Genomic DNA, 17561 nt, shown 5'->3' with positions numbered 1-17561 from the left:
CCTCTGCACGCTGCTCCCGGCTATTTCCGGGGGCAAAGCGGAAAAGTGTTGTTATCCTCATACTTTCCTCCCGTTAAGTAACATTCTGAATTCGTCCGGTAACCTGCTGATTACAGGATAAATAATCGCATTTAACAAAATGAAATATTGTTTCATTTCACCATAAAGTTCCTCTCCGCAGTGCCGTTATCTCTGACTCCTGTCACTCACTTTGTCGTGTCCTGATGAACAAATTGACCCAACTTTCCGTGCTTGCCCGCCTGCTGGGCGCGTTTGCGCTCGTGCTTTCCCTGATGCTGGTTCTGGCGGCGACCTCCGCCTGGCAGCTGAAGAACATTAATCAGCAGATTGAAGACTATCGGGCATACCGCTTGCCGGGCGTTCAGTACCCGCTGGTGATGCGCGGCACGCTGGCCGAGCTGCGCCTGCAACAGGTGCAATATATTGCTTCCCCGCAGGGAGCGTCGCGCGACGGCCATCGGATAGAAATCATGCAGGCGGTGGAGAACTTTAAAGCCGCTGAAAATGCGTACCGCAACCTGAACAGCGGCGGCAGTCAGTCGGCGCTGTTTAAGCAAATCATCGCTAACTTTGAGCAGTTTTCGCTGGCGAACGATCAGGTCATTGAAGCGATGGAGCGCAATGATATTGCGCAGGCTACGCAAATCAGCGGTGACAACTCGCGTAAATACCGCACGCAGTTGATGGCCGATCTGGCCACTCTGGTCAAAGACGAAGTGAGCAACAGCGAGCAGGCGGCTGCCTCCGCACGCAGCCATTATCACGCCGCCAGCGTGCTGTTTCTGGTGCTGGTGATTGTGGCGTTGCTGCTGTCTCTCGGTATGGCGCTGTTGCTGGCGCGAAATCTTAACCGGCAACTGGGCGGCGAACCGGCGTATGCGGCATCAATCATGCAGGAGATTGCGGCGGGGAATCTGGCGACGGACATTATCCTGCGCCCCGGCGATAAGCACAGTTTGCTGGCGTCGCTGAGCAGCATGAATCAGCAGCTCAATCAGACTATCCATCAGATTATGAGCGGCAGCGAGTCGATAAATCACGCTGCCAGCGAGATTGCGCAGGGCAACATCGATTTATCGCAGCGCACCGAAGAGCAGGCGGCGTCGCTGGTGCAGACCAGCGCCAACATGCAGAACCTCACGACGACAGTCAGCCAGAATGCAGAGAATGCGCGTGAAGCCAGCCAGCTGGCGCACGCGACGTCTGAGACGGCATCACAGGGCGGGTCGATCGTCAGCGGGATGCAGGCGCATATGCGCGACGTCTCCGGCAGCTCGAATGAAATCATCAATATCATCAGCGTGATTGAAGGGATTGCCTTCCAGACCAATCTTCTGGCGCTGAATGCGGCGGTTGAAGCGGCGCGGGCGGGCACGCAGGGTAAAGGGTTTGCGGTCGTCGCCAGCGAAGTGCGCGTGCTGGCGCAAAAAAGCGGACAGGCAGCGAAGGAGATTAAAAACCTGATTCACGGCACGGTGACAAAAATCGCCGAAGGGTCGCAGCAGGCCGATCGTGCCAGCCATGCAATGAACGAAATTGTGAATTCAGTGAATAAAGTGGCGGGGATCGTCAGTGAGATTTCTACCGCCAGCACCGAGCAACATACTGGCATTCATGAAGTCGGGATTGCGGTGGATCAGATGGACAGGGTGACGCAGCAGAACGCCGCGCTGGTGGAACAGGCCGCTGCGGCGGCGCAATCGCTGACGGAACAAAGTCTCGAGTTGCGCAATGCCGTGCGGTTTTTCCGCACGGCGGTCGAATAAGTCAGAGGCGCTTCAGGGTTGCTGCGTAATAGAAAGCTGTGGATCCCACGCCGAATCCGGGTGCCGGGCGATTTGCTCAGGCGTCATCGGACGTCCGAGCAGGTAGCCCTGAAGCGTGTCACAGCCCAGCTGAGTGAGGAAATCCTGCTGCTGGGCGGTTTCCACACCTTCGGCCACCACTTTCAGATTCAGCGTCTGGCCGAGGGCGATAATCGCCGAAACAATGCTGGCGTCTTCGCTTCCGGCAATCAGATCGTTGATAAAGGCACCATCGATTTTCAGCTCGCTGGCCGGTAAACGTTTCAGGTACAACAGGCTGGAATAACCGGTGCCGAAATCATCAATCGACGCCTTCACGCCAAACTGAGTCAGACGTTCGAGGATCGCCACGCTGACGTCCGGGTTGCGCATCGCGGTGGTTTCGGTGACTTCCAGCGTCAGCATCGCCGGTGGAATGTGGTGACGCTCCACGGTATCGATCACCATCTCCACCAGATTTGCCTGCTCAAATTGCAGTGCGGAAAGATTAACCGCTACCGTCCAGGTAGTGTGCCCGTCGAGGTGCCATTCACGCAGCTGGCGGCAGGCTTCATTCAAAACCCATTCGCCGATGGGAATAATCAGACCGGTTTTTTCTGCCAGCGGCAGGAACACGTCCGGGCTGAGGGTTTTACCTTCGCGCTCCCAGCGCAACAGGGCTTCGAAACCGCTGACCGGCCCGTAAGGTGCGATAAATTTTGGCTGATAATGCAGGCGCAGCTCGTGGTGTTCGATAGCCAGACGCAGATCGTTCAGCATCTGTAGCTGGTTCTGTGCATTGGCATTCATTGACGGCTGGAAGAAGCTGTGGCCGTTACGCCCCGAGTTTTTGGTGTGATACATCGCCGCATCGGCATTGAGCATCAGCTCGCGTTCGTTCTCGCCGTCGCCCGGGTAAACCGCGATACCAATACTGGCGGAGACCAGCAGCTCATAGCGGGAAACGTAGAACGGGCGAGCAATCAGATGCACCAGTTTATCCGCCAGCTGTGAGGCGTCGGTCGGCTCGGTGATTTCGGTCAGCAGGACAAATTCGTCGCCGCCCAGACGTGCGAGCGTATCCGATGCACGAACATGCGAAAGCAGACGCTCGGTCACCGAGATCAGCAACTGATCGCCAATGTGATGGCCAAAGGCGTCGTTCACCGCTTTAAAACCATCAAGATCGATAAACAGCACTGCGAACTCGGATTCCTCACGTACCGCTTTCTGCACCGCCTGGCCGAGGCGGTCTTCGAGCAATAAACGGTTTGGCAGTTTGGTCAGATTGTCGTGCAGCGCCAGCTGCGTCAGCTCGCGGTTGGCCTGCGCCAGTGAAGAGGCCAGCACCGAGGTACGCGCCTGCATACGGCCATCGAGCACCGAGATAATCAGTGTGATCGCCAGTATTGCCAGCGTCACTACAATTACCAGCAACGCCAGCCAGTTGTTATCCACGCCGCTGTACGCCGCCATGCTGTGGCTCATCGGCGGGAAACTGGCCGCGGCCATGCCGATATAGTGCATTCCGACAATCGCGGTGCCCATGATGACTGCCGCGCTGATGCGCAACAAACGCACATTCGGCGACTGCTGGCGTAAATGGAACGCCATCCACAGTGCCGCGCCCGAGGCCACCACGGCCACCAGCACAGAAACCATCACCCACGGTATGCTGTATACGATCGCGGGCATCATGCGCATCGCCGCCATGCCGGTGTAATGCATCGCGGCAATCCCGCCACCCATCAGCAATGAACCGGCCAGTAAGCGCATCATCGGCAGCTGTTGCAGGCACACCAGCCACAGCGCAAAGGCGGAAGAGATAATGGCGATGAGCATGGAAAATAAGGTGATGAGAGGGTCATAACCCATTGATACTGTTGAATTGAATGCCAGCATTCCGATAAAGTGCATCGACCAGACACCGATCCCCATGGCGATAGCGCCACCGGTTAACCAGAGACGGGAGGCCTTTCCCTGAGTGGTCGCGACCCGACCCGCCATATCCAGCGCGGTATAAGAGGCAAGCATTGCAACAATGAATGAGAACATCACCAGCACATTGTTGTAATTACTGGAAAACATGTAAGGCTCCACACAAGCAGGGGTCAAAAACGACGGGCTATTTTTATATTCGGCAATAATCGCAATAGAGTTATTAAACGCGAATGAAGTCACGAGAGAGTTTTTCGTGTAATTAAGATTAATCTGTAAGTGAATTTAATCAAATAAAAAAATAGAGCCACAAAATTACACTTGTGAAATGCGGGGTTTTTAAAAGCGTGATAAACAGAGAGCGAAACTGTTGTCTATAGTTAACAAATAATTAAACGTCACGGGATGGAACAGAATTATGATTAAAGTACATCATCTGGATAATTCACGTTCACAGCGAATTCTGTGGATGCTGGAAGAAGTGAGCGTTCCTTATGAAATTGAGCGTTATCAGCGGGATAAATCCACCATGCTGGCGCCCGCTTCACTCAAAAAAGTGCATCCTTTGGGAAAATCACCGGTGCTGGAAGACAACGGGCTGATCCTTGCCGAGTCGGGCGCAATCATTGAATACTTGCAGGAAGTTTATGATACAGAAGGGCTGCTCAAACCGACCGCCTTTGCCGAGCGCCAGCAATACCGTTACTGGATGCATTATGCTGAAGGTTCGCTAATGCCGCTGCTGGTCATGAAGCTGATATTTGGCCGATTAGGTAAGCCGCCGATGCCGTGGCTGATCCGTCCGATTGCCGGTGCTATCGGGCAGGGTGTGCAGAAAAATTACATCGACAAGCAGCTGGTGACTCACATGGATTACCTCGAGCAACACCTCGCCACCCATCCTTATTTCGCGGGTTATCAGTTCAGCGCGGCTGACATACAGATGAGTTTCCCGGTCGAAGCCATCAATGCGCGCGCCGGGTTGGGCAAATATCCTCATCTGAATGCGTGGTTATCCAATGTCACGGCGCGTCCGGCTTATCAAAAAGCCCTGGAAACTGGAGGGCCATTTACGATAATGCGTTAGGCATTTTTAAACATCGCTGAGTTTTAACACTGCTGTTATGTTTATTTCGGGCGTTCATCAGTAAAGTATTTTACTTAATGAACGCTTTTAAAAATAACCCTTAAAAACAATCATGCTACTTTTTGATTTTCATTTCTTGGATCGCTGTTCTGGTTTTCTTTCTTCTTTTTCAGCGTCAGTTTTCAATTCTGATACCGCCTTCCTTCCTTTTTCCATCCCCGCGATTTCTCCATTACCGTTGCTGCATGCGCAACCGATACCGTTCAGTAAATCGCCACAGGATTAAATTTGCAGCAAATCTGCATTTTTATTGACCGGACAAAGGTAAATTGTCGGCAAACGGAGTTGAAAAGAGGGTATAAGAGGCCGGATAATCGTTTGCGCCAAATTTTAGTCCCGCCATACGCGATGTGAGTTAAACGTTTGCCCTGAGGTGTTGAGGCCGGTTTTGTCGGTTTTCATCACGGCAGGTAGGGAAGCGAACGTGAAGAAACGGTTTCATAATGACCACGCAGGCTATTCAGTAAAGACATCCAGAGGATTTTCCATGTCGAGTCAACAACCTCAAACGGGCCGCGCGATTGCGCCAAAGGGCCCGCTTGATGCTTATTTCAAAATCAGTGCGCGTGGCAGTAACGTGCGTCAGGAAGTGATCGCCGGGTTAACGACGTTCCTGGCCATGGTGTATTCGGTGATTGTGGTGCCGTCTATGCTCGGCAAAGCGGGTTTCTCTCCGACCGCTGTGTTTGTCGCGACCTGTCTGGTCGCCGGTTTCGGTTCCCTGCTGATGGGGCTGTGGGCAAATCTGCCACTGGCGATTGGTTGCGCCATCTCGCTGACGGCGTTCACTGCGTTTAGTCTGGTGCTCGGCCAGCACATCAGTGTGCCGGTTGCGCTGGGCGCGGTCTTCCTGATGGGCGTGTTGTTCACGATTATCTCGGTCACCGGGATCCGTTCGTGGATATTGCGCAATTTGCCGATGGGCGTTGCGCATGGGACAGGCATCGGTATTGGTCTTTTCCTGCTGCTGATCGCTGCCAACGGTGTCGGTCTGGTAGTGAAAAATCCTTTAGACGGTTTGCCTGTCGCGCTGGGTGCCTTCACTTCTTTCCCTGTGGTCATGACGTTGCTAGGTCTGGCGGTGATTTTCGGCCTTGAAAAACTGCGCGTGCCGGGCGGCATTCTTCTGGTGATCATCGCGATTTCGATTATCGGTCTGATTTTCGATCCGGCAGTGAAATATCAGGGCTTGTTCGCGATGCCTTCTCTGGCGGGCGCGGATGGCAAATCAGTGATTTTCGATCTCGACATCATGGGCGCGATGAAAGCGGCAGTCTTGCCTAGCGTTCTGGCGCTGGTGATGACGGCGGTCTTCGACGCCACCGGCACCATCCGTGCTGTCGCCGGGCAGGCTAATCTGCTGGACGAAAAGGGTCAGATCATCAGCGGCGGTAAAGCCCTGACAGCCGACTCCGTCAGCAGCATTTTCGCTTCCCTGGTTGGCGCCTCTCCTGCTGCGGTCTATATCGAATCTGCCGCAGGTACGGCAGCGGGCGGTAAAACCGGCCTGACGGCCACCGTTGTCGGCGTGTTATTTCTGCTGATGTTGTTCCTGTCTCCGCTCTCTTATCTGGTGCCAGCTTACGCTACCGCGCCAGCGCTGATGTACGTCGGCCTGCTGATGCTGAGCAACGTTAACAAACTGGATTTCACTGATTTTGTCGATGCTATGGCGGGTTTGTTATGTGCGGTATTTATCGTACTGACCTGCAACATCGTTACGGGGATCATGCTGGGCTTCAGCGCGCTGGTGATTGGCCGTATCTTCTCGGGGGAATGGCGCAAGCTTAACGTCGGGACGGTGATCATCGCGGTGGCGTTGGTGGTGTTTTATGCGGGTGGATGGGCTATCTAAGTGCCTGTCCGGGCAGTTGGCGGGCTTAATTTTTTGGTCGAGAAGTTTTCGGTTTCTCAATAACGGTGATCGCTTAACTTACCGCACTTAAACCGAGCAGAGGGGAAAGTCTTTCCCCTCTGCACTCCCCTCGCTTTTTCAAACATGTGCCATGCTGACGGGCTATGTTTCAGCGACTTCTGTGATTGCCGCAAAATCTCGCCGCTGCGCGGTGCCCTCCGGTCGGGTTACAACCCGCGCAAAAAAAGCCGCGCGGTTTTCCACCTCTCCCTCCGGCGTGATTTTTGAAAGCGGCCAAAGCTTTCTAGGTCACAACCTCACCGGCTCAGAACATTTCAGAAACCCAAATACGCTGTGCAAATTTTCTGGTTTTGTTTTTTAAAATGTTGAGATGGCGCGATCGAAAAATCCTGCCGAACGGAGCGGCTTCGAGACCTAAGGCTCGAAGACCGAGCGAGGGAACTGCGCAGCGGCAGGGTTTTGCGCCACACGCGTTAATTACAGAACACGGCCATCGTTCCAGCGATAGCGCGTGTTTTAAAAAGACGTGGAGATTCCAAAGAGGGCCCGTCCTGGCCCTCTTTGGGCGGTTTCGTCGCGACGAGTTAAGAGATCACTGCTATTGAGAAACCGAAACTTACGCGATCCGCTTTTAAAGCCGCCCTTAAGGCCAGTGTGGGCGGCGAGCCCACGGTGTTGACCTTGAAGCCAGTCTGGGTACCTTGACTTGGGTTTAAAAGCGGCTTTAAGCACGCTCTGATTTAAAAGTACGCTTTTTTTGATCTACTATTCCCCCTGTACGTGTCAGACCCCGTCTGATTGAAATCATAAAAACAAGAGTCTAAGGAAAGCATGGAAATATTCTTTACCATTCTGATTTTGATTCTGGTGGTGTCGCTCTCCGGTGTCGTAACCAGAATGTTGCCGTTTCAGGTTCCTCTTCCATTAATGCAGATCGCCGTCGGTGCCTTACTGGCCTGGCCGAATTTTGGTCTGCACGTGGATTTCGACCCGGAACTGTTTTTAGTCCTCTTCATTCCGCCGTTACTGTTCGCGGATGGCTGGAAAACCCCGACCCGTGAATTCCTCCACCACGGGCGCGAAATACTTGGGCTGGCGCTGGTACTGGTGCTGCTCACCGTCGTCGGTATCGGCTATCTGATATATATGATGGTGCCGGATATTCCACTGGTTGCTGCGTTTGCGCTGGCCGCCGTGCTGTCACCGACCGATGCCGTGGCGTTGGGCGGGATTGTCGGCAAGGGCCGCATACCGAAATCGATCATGAGCGTGCTGGAAGGTGAAGCGCTGATGAATGACGCGTCCGGTCTGGTGTCGCTGAAATTCGCCATTGCCGTGGCAATGGGCACGATGATCTTCACCGTCGGTGGGGCGAGCGTCGAGTTCCTGAAAGTCGCCATCGGCGGCCTGATGGCCGGTGTCGCGGTGACGTGGTTGTACAGTAAATCGCTGCGCATCATGAGCCGCTGGAGCGGAGATGACCCGGCCACGCAAATCGTGTTCCTGCTGCTGCTGCCATTCGCGTCTTATCTGATTGCCGAACACATCGGTGTATCGGGCATTCTGGCCGCCGTCGCCGCCGGTATGACCATCAGCCAGTCCGGCATTATCCGTAACGCGCCACTGGCGATGCGTCTGCGTGCCAACAGCGTCTGGGCGATGCTTGAGTTTGTGTTCAACGGCATGGTGTTTATCATGCTGGGCCTGCAACTGCCGGGTATCCTGGAAAACTCGATCGATCAGGCAACGCATGATCCGTCTATCGTGACCTGGCACCTGTTCGCCGACGTCGGGATTATCTACTTCGCGCTGCTGATCCTGCGTTTCGTCTGGCTGTGGGTGATGAAGAACTTCAGCAACCGTTTCCTGAAAAAGAAACCGCTACTTTTCGGCAGCTATAGCACGCGTGAGCTGTGGGTAGCATCGTTTGCCGGCGTACGTGGGGCAATTACCCTTGCCGGTGTGCTTTCGATTCCACTGTTCCTGGCCGATGGTTCTGCCTTCCCGTCGCGCTATCAGTTGGTCTTTCTGGCGACCGGCGTCATTCTTTTCTCGTTGATTGCCGGTGTAATTGCGTTGCCATTCCTGCTCAAAGGCGTGGTTGTCGCCGATGGCTCTGCGTATCGCGAAGAAGAGCGCATGGCGAAATCCATCGCGGCGGAGGTGGCGATCGAAAGCCTGCACAAGATGGAAGAACGTCTGGCGGCCGATACCGAAGAGAACATCGATGAACAAACGCTGAAGGAAATCAGTTCGCGGGTGATCGGGACACTGCGGCGAAGGACGGCAAACCGTGATGATATGGAAACCGCACTGAAGCTCGAAAACCTCGAGCGTCGTTTCCGCCTGACCGCGCTGCGCGCTGAACGTGGCGAGCTGTATCACCTGCGCGCCACGCAAAAAATCAGCAACGAGACGCTGCAAAAACTGCTGCACGATCTCGATTTGCTGGAAGCTCTCCTCGTGGAAAAAGAAGTGTAACGTCCACCGGATGAGTGTAAAAAGCCCGCTTTAGCAAGCGGGCCATCACCTGTCGTTTTGACATTTTGTGGGCAATCTGCGTCATTAGCTTCACGGGTGTATCCAAAGGGTAAAGGAATAAGCAGCATCCTAAAACGCGACGATTAACGCATGCTGCTAATAAAAACATGTTAATAAAAACATGTTATTAATAACAGTATTGACACTGTTTCAAAAATCCGTAAATTAGCCTTCAACAGCGGCGATACGCTAGTTTGCTGTTGTAGTTGATAAGTTTTAGATATGTGTAAGGTGTTATTTGCGATAAAGGCCACGAAGTGTTTTTGTATGGGTGTCCGATATTAAGAAAAGTCTAAAAATCTTATATCGGCAATGCTTTAAGGCTCTGTAGTTGATAGATTAAATCGCAAAGTAGTGACGATAGCGCGACGATGTAAGGCCATGATACAAAAAGTAATTGTTTGCGATTTTGGTTTTGGGTTTTTTAGTTAAGTCATCGCAACGAAAGTAAGGCCATGCATCAAAAATATATGTCGCGAGGGGAAATGTACTTGTTTAAGGTGCCATTCTCGAGTTTATTATCGGATTGGTGTGGTTTAAATGGGAAATAGAGGGAGGTTTTAGTTAGTATTAACCCGATATTATCTTGGTAAACGTGTGCATTTAAAAGTAGTACCATAAGCAGTAATAATTCGTAAGTCCATTAATGTTAAATCTTAAGTTCGTAGTACCTTAAAAGCCCTGACTGCAATGGTCAGGGCTTTTATTGTTTCTGCATCAATACTGAATTTCCCCCTGTCCTCATCCTGGTTAGTGCTTCGACCGCTTGTCTGCTTAGTTATTCATCAAAAATTAATCCTTGCTTAAAAAATCAAACCAGGCCTATTATGATGCCATCGGTTTGGAACACAGACCTTATGAAAGCAGTTTTAGTAAAGCAGTCCTCATTTCAAGCGTTATCCTAGATACCCTTCTTCATGAGCCTCCTCCTAAGTGCCCAATAAGTAAATCTCTGCAAAACAGGCCATCTTTGCTGCATAAGCGGCTCAAAAAAATGAAAGGAAGTATCTATGTCTAACAAAATGACTGGTTTAGTAAAATGGTTTAACCCTGAAAAAGGCTTCGGCTTCATCACTCCTGAAGACGGCAGCAAAGACGTGTTCGTACACTTCTCCGCCATTCAGAGCAGCGATTTTAAAACCTTAGACGAAGGCCAAAAAGTAGAGTTCTCTATCGAGAACGGCGCTAAAGGCCCGTCAGCAGCTAATGTTATCGCGCTTTAATTGCCGATAATTACGCTAACACTTGCGACAGCGATGAAGGTCCTGAGCCTGAGCAGATAAGTGATAGTGATAAAAAAACCCGCCCTGAGCGGGTTTTTTCATTTATATCAGCCTTGCGCCGGTTTCCAGTAATCCCTACACAACATAATCCACGCCTGCGCGCTGTTGGAAAGGTAACTACCGTCGTGCCAGATAAGGCCAAGCTGCCACGGCATCAAAGGCACCAGCGGCAGCCACATCAGCTCATTTTTATCCAGTCGCTGGCAGATGGGTTCGGGCAGGATCGCCACACCCATGCCGGTTTGCACCATCGCAGCCAGGAAGTCCCATTGCCCGCTGCGGGCGGCGATTTTCGGAATGAAACCTTGCGCAGCAAAGGCGTCCATCAGCTGCCGGTAAAGCGCAAAATCTTCGTTGTAAATCAGAATACTTTCTTCCGCCAGCTCCCTGAGGGCGATGCTATTGCGTTTCTGCCAGTGCGGCGTGCGTGGCACCACTACGCATAGCGGATGGCTGAAGAGAAGAAGCGATGCGATAGAAGGTACGGCATCGGCGGGCAGGGCGGTGAGCGCCAGATCCAGTTCGCCGGAGATTACTGCCTGTTGCACAGTCAGCCCGCCAAATTCAGAGATGACCAGTTCGATGCCCGGATATTGTTGACGGAAACTGCCGATCAGCGGCGCGATCTGTGTGCCCACCATCGGCGGAATGCCCAGCCGCAGGTGGCCTGATTTCAGGGAATTAATGTCCTCGAGTTCGGCCTCCAGTTGCCGAAACTCTTCGAGGATATTCAGCCCGCGCTGATAGAGCGCCTGACCGCTGTCGGTCAGGCGTAAGCGTCGTCCATCGCGGACAATCAGTGTGCACTCCAGCTCTTCTTCCAGGTGCCGCAGCATTTTGCTGATAGTCGGTTGGGTGACGAACAGTTTTTCCGCCGCACGAGTGAAGCTTTGCTGGCGGACCACTTCGACGAAATAACGCAGCGTACGAACGTCCATCTTTGAGTATTCCGTTTTGGAATCATTTTTATGATTTTAATTCATTTCTTTACCGGTTTCCTGCCAGCGTATACTTCATTTCTTCTCTTATTTCGCCTTTCGAGGTCGTTCCCATGTTGTTGGCGTTGCGCACTAAAGCGCCGTCCCTGCTGATTCGCTGTCAAATCCCCGTTCAGGTGGTTTTATATGCGGTTTTATTTGTGATTGCCGACCGTCTTGTCACTGCGCTGCATCTGCCGTTACCCGCCAACATTGTTGGTATGCTGATGCTTCTGCTGTTGATTATGTTGCGCATATTGCCGCTGAACTGGGTCAAAGCCGGTTCGCGCTGGCTGTTGGCGGAAATGTTGCTGTTCTTCGTGCCCGCGGTGGTCGCGGTAGTGAATTACGCGCAGTTGCTGATGATCGAAGGCTGGAAGATTTTTCTGGTGATTGGCATCAGCACTGTGCTGACACTTGGCGCAACGGCGTTAGTTGTCGATCGGGTTTACCGGCTGGAACAGCGTCTGGCGGCGAGGAAGGCCTCTCGTGACTGATCTGCTCATCAGTATTTTGTGTTTTGTCATCACGCTTGGCCTGTACTACGCCAACAAAAAACTCTATCGCCAGCGCCGCACGTTGCTGCTGATGCCGCTGGTGTTCACGCCGATCGTGCTGGTGATATTGCTGGTGGTGACGCACACGACATATCAGGACTATATCGGCGAAACCCACTGGCTGCTGTGGTTGCTCGGGCCGTCAACTATCGCCTTCGCGGTGCCGGTATATGAAAACATGGCGGTGATCCGTCGTCATTGGATGTCGCTCAGCGCGGGCGTGCTGACCGCTATCGTCGTGGCGGTCAGCAGCTCAGTGTGGCTGGCGAGAATGCTGACGCTGCCTGAAGAAATTCAGCGCAGTCTGGCAGTACGTTCGATTACGACGCCGTTTGCGCTGGCTGCGGCAAAACAATTGGGCGGGCAGCCGGATCTGGTGGCGCTGTTTGTCGTGATCACCGGCGTATTCGGCATGGCCGTCGGCGATATATTGTTCCTGCGGCTGGCGGTGAAAAGCGGGCTGGCGAAAGGCGCCGGGTTTGGGGCTGCGTCGCATGGTGCGGGGACCGCGAGAGCCTATGAACTTGGGGCTGAAGAGGGCGTCGTGGCGAGTCTGGTGATGATGCTGGCGGGAGTCGTGACGGTAGTGATTGCACCGGCGATTGGGGTGCTGATGTGGTGATGATTAAGGCTCCCTCCCCCTGCGAAGGAAAGGGGGGTATTAAGGTCAAAACTAAAGTTGAAACGTGCTTAACTTCTTGTTTTGTCTTTAATACCCCTCCCGGATTCCCCTTCGCAGGTGAAGGAGCAAGATTAGTGAATCACCTGTGACAGAAATTCCCGCGTCCTCGCTGACTTAGGATTAGCAAAGAACTCCAGCGGTGGCGCTTCCTCGACGATCTCCCCGCGATCCATAAAGATCACCCGATCTGCCACCGTCCGCGCAAATCCCATCTCATGTGTCACGCACAGCATCGTCATGCCTTCTTCCGCCAGCCCGATCATGGTGTCTAAGACTTCTTTTACCATTTCCGGATCCAGCGCGGACGTCGGTTCGTCGAACAACATGATCTTCGGCTTCATGCACAGCGAACGGGCGATGGCCACGCGCTGCTGCTGGCCGCCGGAGAGCTGGCCGGGGAATTTATGGGCGTGTTCGGCGATACGCACGCGCTTGAGATAGTGCATTGCCAGTTCTTCCGCCTCTTTCTTCGGCATCTTACGCACCCAGCACGGCGCCAGCGTACAGTTTTGCAACACGGTCAGATGCGGGAACAGATTGAAGTGCTGGAACACCATGCCGACTTCCGTGCGTACGCGTTCGATATTACGCAGGTCATCGTTCAGCTCCGTGCCATCAACGATGATGCGGCCTTGCTGATGTTCTTCCAGATGGTTGATGCAACGAATGGTCGTTGATTTACCGGAACCGGACGGGCCACACAGCACAATGCGCTCGCGCGGTTTGACGCTCAGATTGATGTCTTTCAATACGTGGAACTGTCCGTACCACTTATTCACGTTTTCCAGCGTGATCATCATATTTTGGTTTTCAGTGACGTGATGGTCGCTCATGGTTTACCTCAGTGTGCGGAACGTCCGGTGTGAAAGCGTCTTTCCAAATGCTGGCTATAACGCGACATGCTAAAACAGAAAATCCAGTAAACGGCGGCGGCGAAGACATAGCCTTCGGTCGACATACCGAGCCATTCCGGGTCAACGGTGGCTTGCTGTACGCTGCTGAACAAGTCAAACAGGCCGATGATGATCACCAGGCTGGTGTCTTTAAACAGCGCGATAATGGTATTGACCAGACCCGGTATCACCATTTTCAACGCCTGCGGCAGAATGACTAATCCCTGCGTCCTCCAGTAGCCCAGTGCCAGCGATTCAGCAGCTTCGGTCTGGCCTTTCGGCAGCGCCTGTAAACCACCGCGCACCACTTCCGCGACATACGCCGACTGGAACAGCACCACACCCACCAGTGCGCGCACCAGTTTGTCGATGTTGGTTCCTTCGGTCATGAACAGCGGCAGCATCACCGAGGACATGAACAGCACGGTGATGAGCGGTACGCCTCGCCAGAACTCGATGAAAATCACTGACAGGATGCGGACAATCGGCAGACGCGAACGTCGCGCCAGCGCCAGCAAAATTCCCAGCGGTAACGCACCGGCGATACCGACGGCGGCAATGATAAGCGTCAGCGTCAGGCCACCCCACTGGCGGGTTTCCACGCGGCTCAGACCAAAGAATCCGCCGTAAAGCATGAACCAGGTGAAGATCGGGAAGAGGACGATCCACACTGCGATATAACGTCCGCGACGTGGCATCGCTTTAAAGAAGATCGGCGCAAGCGTCAGCAGCCCGACAATCAGCGTGAGGTTGATGCGCCAGCGCTGATCACCCGGATACAGGCCATACATAAACTGCCCGAAGCGCTGATGTACAAAGACCCAGCACGCACCGGCTTTGGTACAGTCTGCGCGCGTGGTGCCCACCCAGTTCGCCTGGAAGACAATCCAGTTGAGCATTGGAGGGATCACTAGCCACATCAGCCACACACAAAACACGGTCAGCAGGCTGTTGAACCAGCTCGAAAAGAGGTTTTTGCGCGCCCACAGCACGGCAGTCCCGAGCGGTGTGCCGGGCTTCACGGCTCTGACTCCCGGAGGAAGTGTTGTCATCGTCATGGGTTTCCCTTAACGCTCGACCAGCGCAATACGCCGGTTATAAATGTTCATCAGGAACGAGATCAGCAGGCTGATGATCAGGTAAACCGACATGGTAATAGCGATGGTTTCAATCGCCTGACCGGTCTGATTCAGCACCGTACCGGCAAACAGCGACACCATATCCGGATAACCGATAGCGGCTGCCAGTGAGGAGTTTTTGACAATATTGAGGTACTGGCTGGTCAGCGGGGGAATGATGACCCGCATCGCCTGCGGTAAAATGACCTGACGCAGCGTGACCGGATTCGGCAGGCCGAGCGAACGGGCGGCTTCATGCTGGCCGTGCGATACCGACTGAATACCGGAGCGGATCACTTCGGCGATAAACGTCGAGGTGTAGACCGACAGCGCCAGCGTTAATGCCGCCAGCTCCGGTATCAGCACCATGCCGCCACGGAAGTTAAATCCGCGCAGGGCGGGGACGTCCCAGTGAACGGCAGGCCCGAAGAACAGATGTGCAAGCGCCGGGAACGCCAGCAGCATCAGCACTGCCCAGGGCCAGATACGCCAGACGCGGCCAGTGTGGATCTGACGAAAATGGTTGTAACGTTTCAGTGCGAAAATCCCGAATACGGCCAGCAGCAGGGCGATGAAACCGGCCAGACTACCCGGCGATAACTCCGGCGACGGCAGGTATAAACCGCGGTTGCTGACGAAGGCCAGATCAAATGCATTGAGACTTTGACGCGGGCCAGGCAGGTTTCGCAGTACCGCGAAGTACCAGAAGAAGATTTGCAGCAGCGGGGGAATATTACGGAACGTCTCAATATAGACCGTCGAGACTTTGCGAATCAGCCAGTTATCGGAGAGGCGTCCTAACCCGATAATGAACCCGAGAATCGATGCGAACACGATGCACAGCGCAGAAACCAGCAGGGTATTAAGCAAGCCGATAACAAAGACACGGGCGTATGTGTCGCCTTCCTGGTAATCAATGAGATGCTGAACAATGCCGAAACCGGCACCTTTCTCAAGAAACGCAAATCCCGAGGTGATCCCTCGTGTAGTCAGATTGGTAATGGTGTTGTGGAGAAGGTAACCGAGACAGGCTACCAGCAACACCACCGCGAAAATTTGGTAAATCCAGGCGCGGACTGCCGGGTTGGTCAGCGAGAACGAAGCCTTTACGGTTGGGCGTTGCGACATTATTAACCTCGACCTGCAGGTAAAACCGTGGAAGTGATGCACCGGGGAACGACCGGTGCACCAACATCCTTAAACACTTTTCAACGTCAAGAACGAAAGATATTTAGCGTACCGGTGGTGCGTACTGGATCCCGCCTTTATTCCACAGGGCGTTCTGACCACGTTTGATTTTCAACTCACTGCCCTGACCGACATTGCGCTCAAAGCTTTCGCCGTAGTTGCCGACTTGTTTAACGATTTTTACTACCCAATCGTTAGGTACTTTCAGGTCAGCACCGTAGGTCCCGGTTTTACCCAGCAGGTTGCTCATGTCTGGCGTAGTCGGGTTAGCGGCCAGCTGATCCACGTTGGCAGAGGTCACACCCATTTCTTCGGCATTCAGCATGGCGTACAGAGACCAGCGCACAACGGCCAGCCAGTCTTCATCACCACGACGAACGACCGGGCCCAGAGGTTCTTTCGAAATCACTTCCGGCAGAACGATGAATTCATCCGGTTTGCCCAGTTTGATACGCAGTGCATACAGTTGAGACTGGTCAGAGGCGAGGGTGTCACAGCGGCCTGAATCCAGCGCTTTAGCACTTTCGTCAGAACGGTCGAAGGTCACCGGGGTGTAGGTCATTTTGTTGGCTTTGAAGTAGTCAGCCACGTTCAGCTCGGTATCCGTACCGGCCTGCAGGCAGACTGTCGCACCGTCGAGCTCTTTGGCGCTTTTCAAACCGGCTTTCTGATGCGTCAGGAAGCCGATGCCGTCGTAGTAGTTAACGCCAGCGAAGATCATGCCCATGCCCGCGTCGCGGGATGAGGTCCAGGTGGTGTTACGGGACAGGATGTCCACTTCACCAGACTGCAGCGCGGTGAAGCGCTCTTTGGCGGTCAGCGGGGTGTATTTCACTTTCTCAGCATCACCAAATACCGCAGCGGCGACTGCGCGGCAAAGATCCACGTCGATACCGGTGAATTTGCCTTTGGAATCAGCGTAGGAGAAGCCCGGCAGACCATCGCTGATACCGCATTGTACGAAACCTTTCTTTTTAACTGCATCCAGAGTAGTACCGGCATGCGCCTGACCAGCCAGTGTCACGAAGCTTGCTGCGGCAATCAGCGTTGAGAGCAATATTTTTTTCATAAAGCGTCCTGTGAGACAAAACTGAGAATTATTATTGTGTGAGTGCCGGGGCACCCTGTCTGTTTTGGGGCGTCGCCCTCTGCACCTGTCATTGCAAGGGGAGTGCCAACATCGAAAAACGGCCATCAATCTAGTCACAGTGAGGAATTAGTCAGTAACATTGACGGACGTTATGAAATGTATTGCCCTGTTTCAGTGCGCGGTCAATGTGACTGCCGTAAAAGGGTGCGGAGAATTTATTATTTGGAGTGCAGATCTCGTTGCTCCTTAATCATTCGTAAACAGAAGTATTTCGTATGATTGAGGCGCGGGAGGAAGGATTAAATCAGGGCAGGGCGTTGATCAGTGCTGCGCGTGACAGTTAAACAGGCAATAAAAAACCCACGCGCGGTGCAATGCCGTTCACTTAAGCGGAGCGGCATGAGGATTCACCGGATAGCGGGTTTTTGACATCTTAACCGCCCTCGGCCTTGACGGTCGGGGGCGT

The 17561-nt window shown here is 53.5% G+C and carries 14 protein-coding genes; 8 read left to right on the top strand and 6 right to left on the bottom strand.

The annotated features are described in order from the left end of the window. The first annotated feature begins 224 nt into the window (after positions 1-224). Positions 225-1787: a methyl-accepting chemotaxis protein gene (locus tag AC0Z7K_RS23080; RefSeq protein ID WP_485616101.1), complete on the top strand. Its 1563-nt coding sequence runs from the start codon at positions 225-227 to the stop codon at positions 1785-1787. 12 nt (positions 1788-1799) lie between these two features. On the opposite strand, the gene AC0Z7K_RS23075 is transcribed toward AC0Z7K_RS23080, so the two are convergent. Then, the gene (locus AC0Z7K_RS23075; protein ID WP_485616099.1) at positions 1800-3893 is read right to left on the bottom strand and encodes a putative bifunctional diguanylate cyclase/phosphodiesterase; all 2094 of its coding nucleotides are present in this window, start codon (positions 3891-3893) and stop codon (positions 1800-1802) included. A gap of 268 nt (positions 3894-4161) precedes the next feature. On the opposite strand from AC0Z7K_RS23075, the gene AC0Z7K_RS23070 reads away from it, so the two are divergent. The 5 genes from AC0Z7K_RS23070 (at position 4162) to cspE (ending at position 10530) form a co-directional block, all read left to right on the top strand. Continuing rightward, positions 4162-4830 (top strand): glutathione S-transferase family protein, encoded by a 669-nt coding sequence (locus AC0Z7K_RS23070; protein ID WP_485616097.1) that lies wholly within the window; start codon positions 4162-4164, stop codon positions 4828-4830. Positions 4831-5377: 547 nt separating this feature from the next. Then, on the top strand, positions 5378-6745 hold the full coding sequence (locus AC0Z7K_RS23065) for an NCS2 family permease (protein WP_112168410.1): 1368 nt from the start codon (positions 5378-5380) through the stop codon (positions 6743-6745). A 151-nt stretch (positions 6746-6896) separates the two neighbouring features. Beyond that, the gene (locus tag AC0Z7K_RS23060) at positions 6897-7127 is read left to right on the top strand and encodes a hypothetical protein (RefSeq protein ID WP_485616095.1); all 231 of its coding nucleotides are present in this window, start codon (positions 6897-6899) and stop codon (positions 7125-7127) included. A 470-nt stretch (positions 7128-7597) separates the two neighbouring features. Next, positions 7598-9247 (top strand): Na+/H+ antiporter, encoded by a 1650-nt coding sequence (locus tag AC0Z7K_RS23055; RefSeq protein ID WP_112168408.1) that lies wholly within the window; start codon positions 7598-7600, stop codon positions 9245-9247. A gap of 1070 nt (positions 9248-10317) precedes the next feature. Continuing rightward, a complete protein-coding gene (cspE, locus tag AC0Z7K_RS23050) occupies positions 10318-10530 on the top strand; it encodes a transcription antiterminator/RNA stability regulator CspE (protein ID WP_056779359.1) in 213 nt (70 codons plus the stop codon). A 107-nt stretch (positions 10531-10637) separates the two neighbouring features. Here cspE and AC0Z7K_RS23045 read toward each other — a convergent pair whose 3' ends face one another. Beyond that, on the bottom strand, positions 10638-11528 hold the full coding sequence (locus tag AC0Z7K_RS23045; RefSeq protein WP_485616094.1) for a LysR family transcriptional regulator: 891 nt from the start codon (positions 11526-11528) through the stop codon (positions 10638-10640). 113 nt (positions 11529-11641) lie between these two features. Here AC0Z7K_RS23045 and AC0Z7K_RS23040 point away from each other — a divergent pair, with 113 nt between their 5' ends. After that, entirely contained in the window at positions 11642-12064 is a 423-nt protein-coding gene (locus AC0Z7K_RS23040; RefSeq protein ID WP_413530521.1) for a CidA/LrgA family protein, read from the top strand. Then, on the top strand, positions 12057-12746 hold the full coding sequence (locus AC0Z7K_RS23035; RefSeq protein ID WP_413530522.1) for an LrgB family protein: 690 nt from the start codon (positions 12057-12059) through the stop codon (positions 12744-12746). The genes AC0Z7K_RS23040 and AC0Z7K_RS23035 overlap by 8 nt, the downstream gene beginning before the upstream one ends. Before the next feature lie 131 nt (positions 12747-12877). On the opposite strand, the gene AC0Z7K_RS23030 is transcribed toward AC0Z7K_RS23035, so the two are convergent. The 4 genes from AC0Z7K_RS23030 to AC0Z7K_RS23015 all read right to left on the bottom strand — a co-directional run bounded on the left by AC0Z7K_RS23030 (position 12878) and on the right by AC0Z7K_RS23015 (position 17074). Further along, entirely contained in the window at positions 12878-13639 is a 762-nt protein-coding gene (locus AC0Z7K_RS23030; protein ID WP_413530523.1) for an amino acid ABC transporter ATP-binding protein, read from the bottom strand. 8 nt (positions 13640-13647) lie between these two features. Further along, positions 13648-14757 carry an amino acid ABC transporter permease gene (locus tag AC0Z7K_RS23025; RefSeq protein ID WP_413530524.1) on the bottom strand — a complete coding sequence of 370 codons (1110 nt, stop codon included), beginning with the start codon at positions 14755-14757 and terminating at the stop codon, positions 13648-13650. Between the two features lie 9 nt (positions 14758-14766). Beyond that, positions 14767-15945: an amino acid ABC transporter permease gene (locus tag AC0Z7K_RS23020; RefSeq protein ID WP_413530525.1), complete on the bottom strand. Its 1179-nt coding sequence runs from the start codon at positions 15943-15945 to the stop codon at positions 14767-14769. Positions 15946-16048: 103 nt separating this feature from the next. Continuing rightward, positions 16049-17074, bottom strand: a complete 1026-nt coding sequence (locus AC0Z7K_RS23015) for an amino acid ABC transporter substrate-binding protein (RefSeq protein ID WP_112168400.1) — start codon at positions 17072-17074, stop codon at positions 16049-16051. Between the last annotated feature and the right edge of the window lie 487 nt (positions 17075-17561).

Source organism: Rahnella sp. 1L-D-7-B-C2, assembly GCF_057290995.1.
Note: the sequence above shows the minus strand (reverse complement) of the source record. Positions and strands in the feature narration are given on the sequence as shown.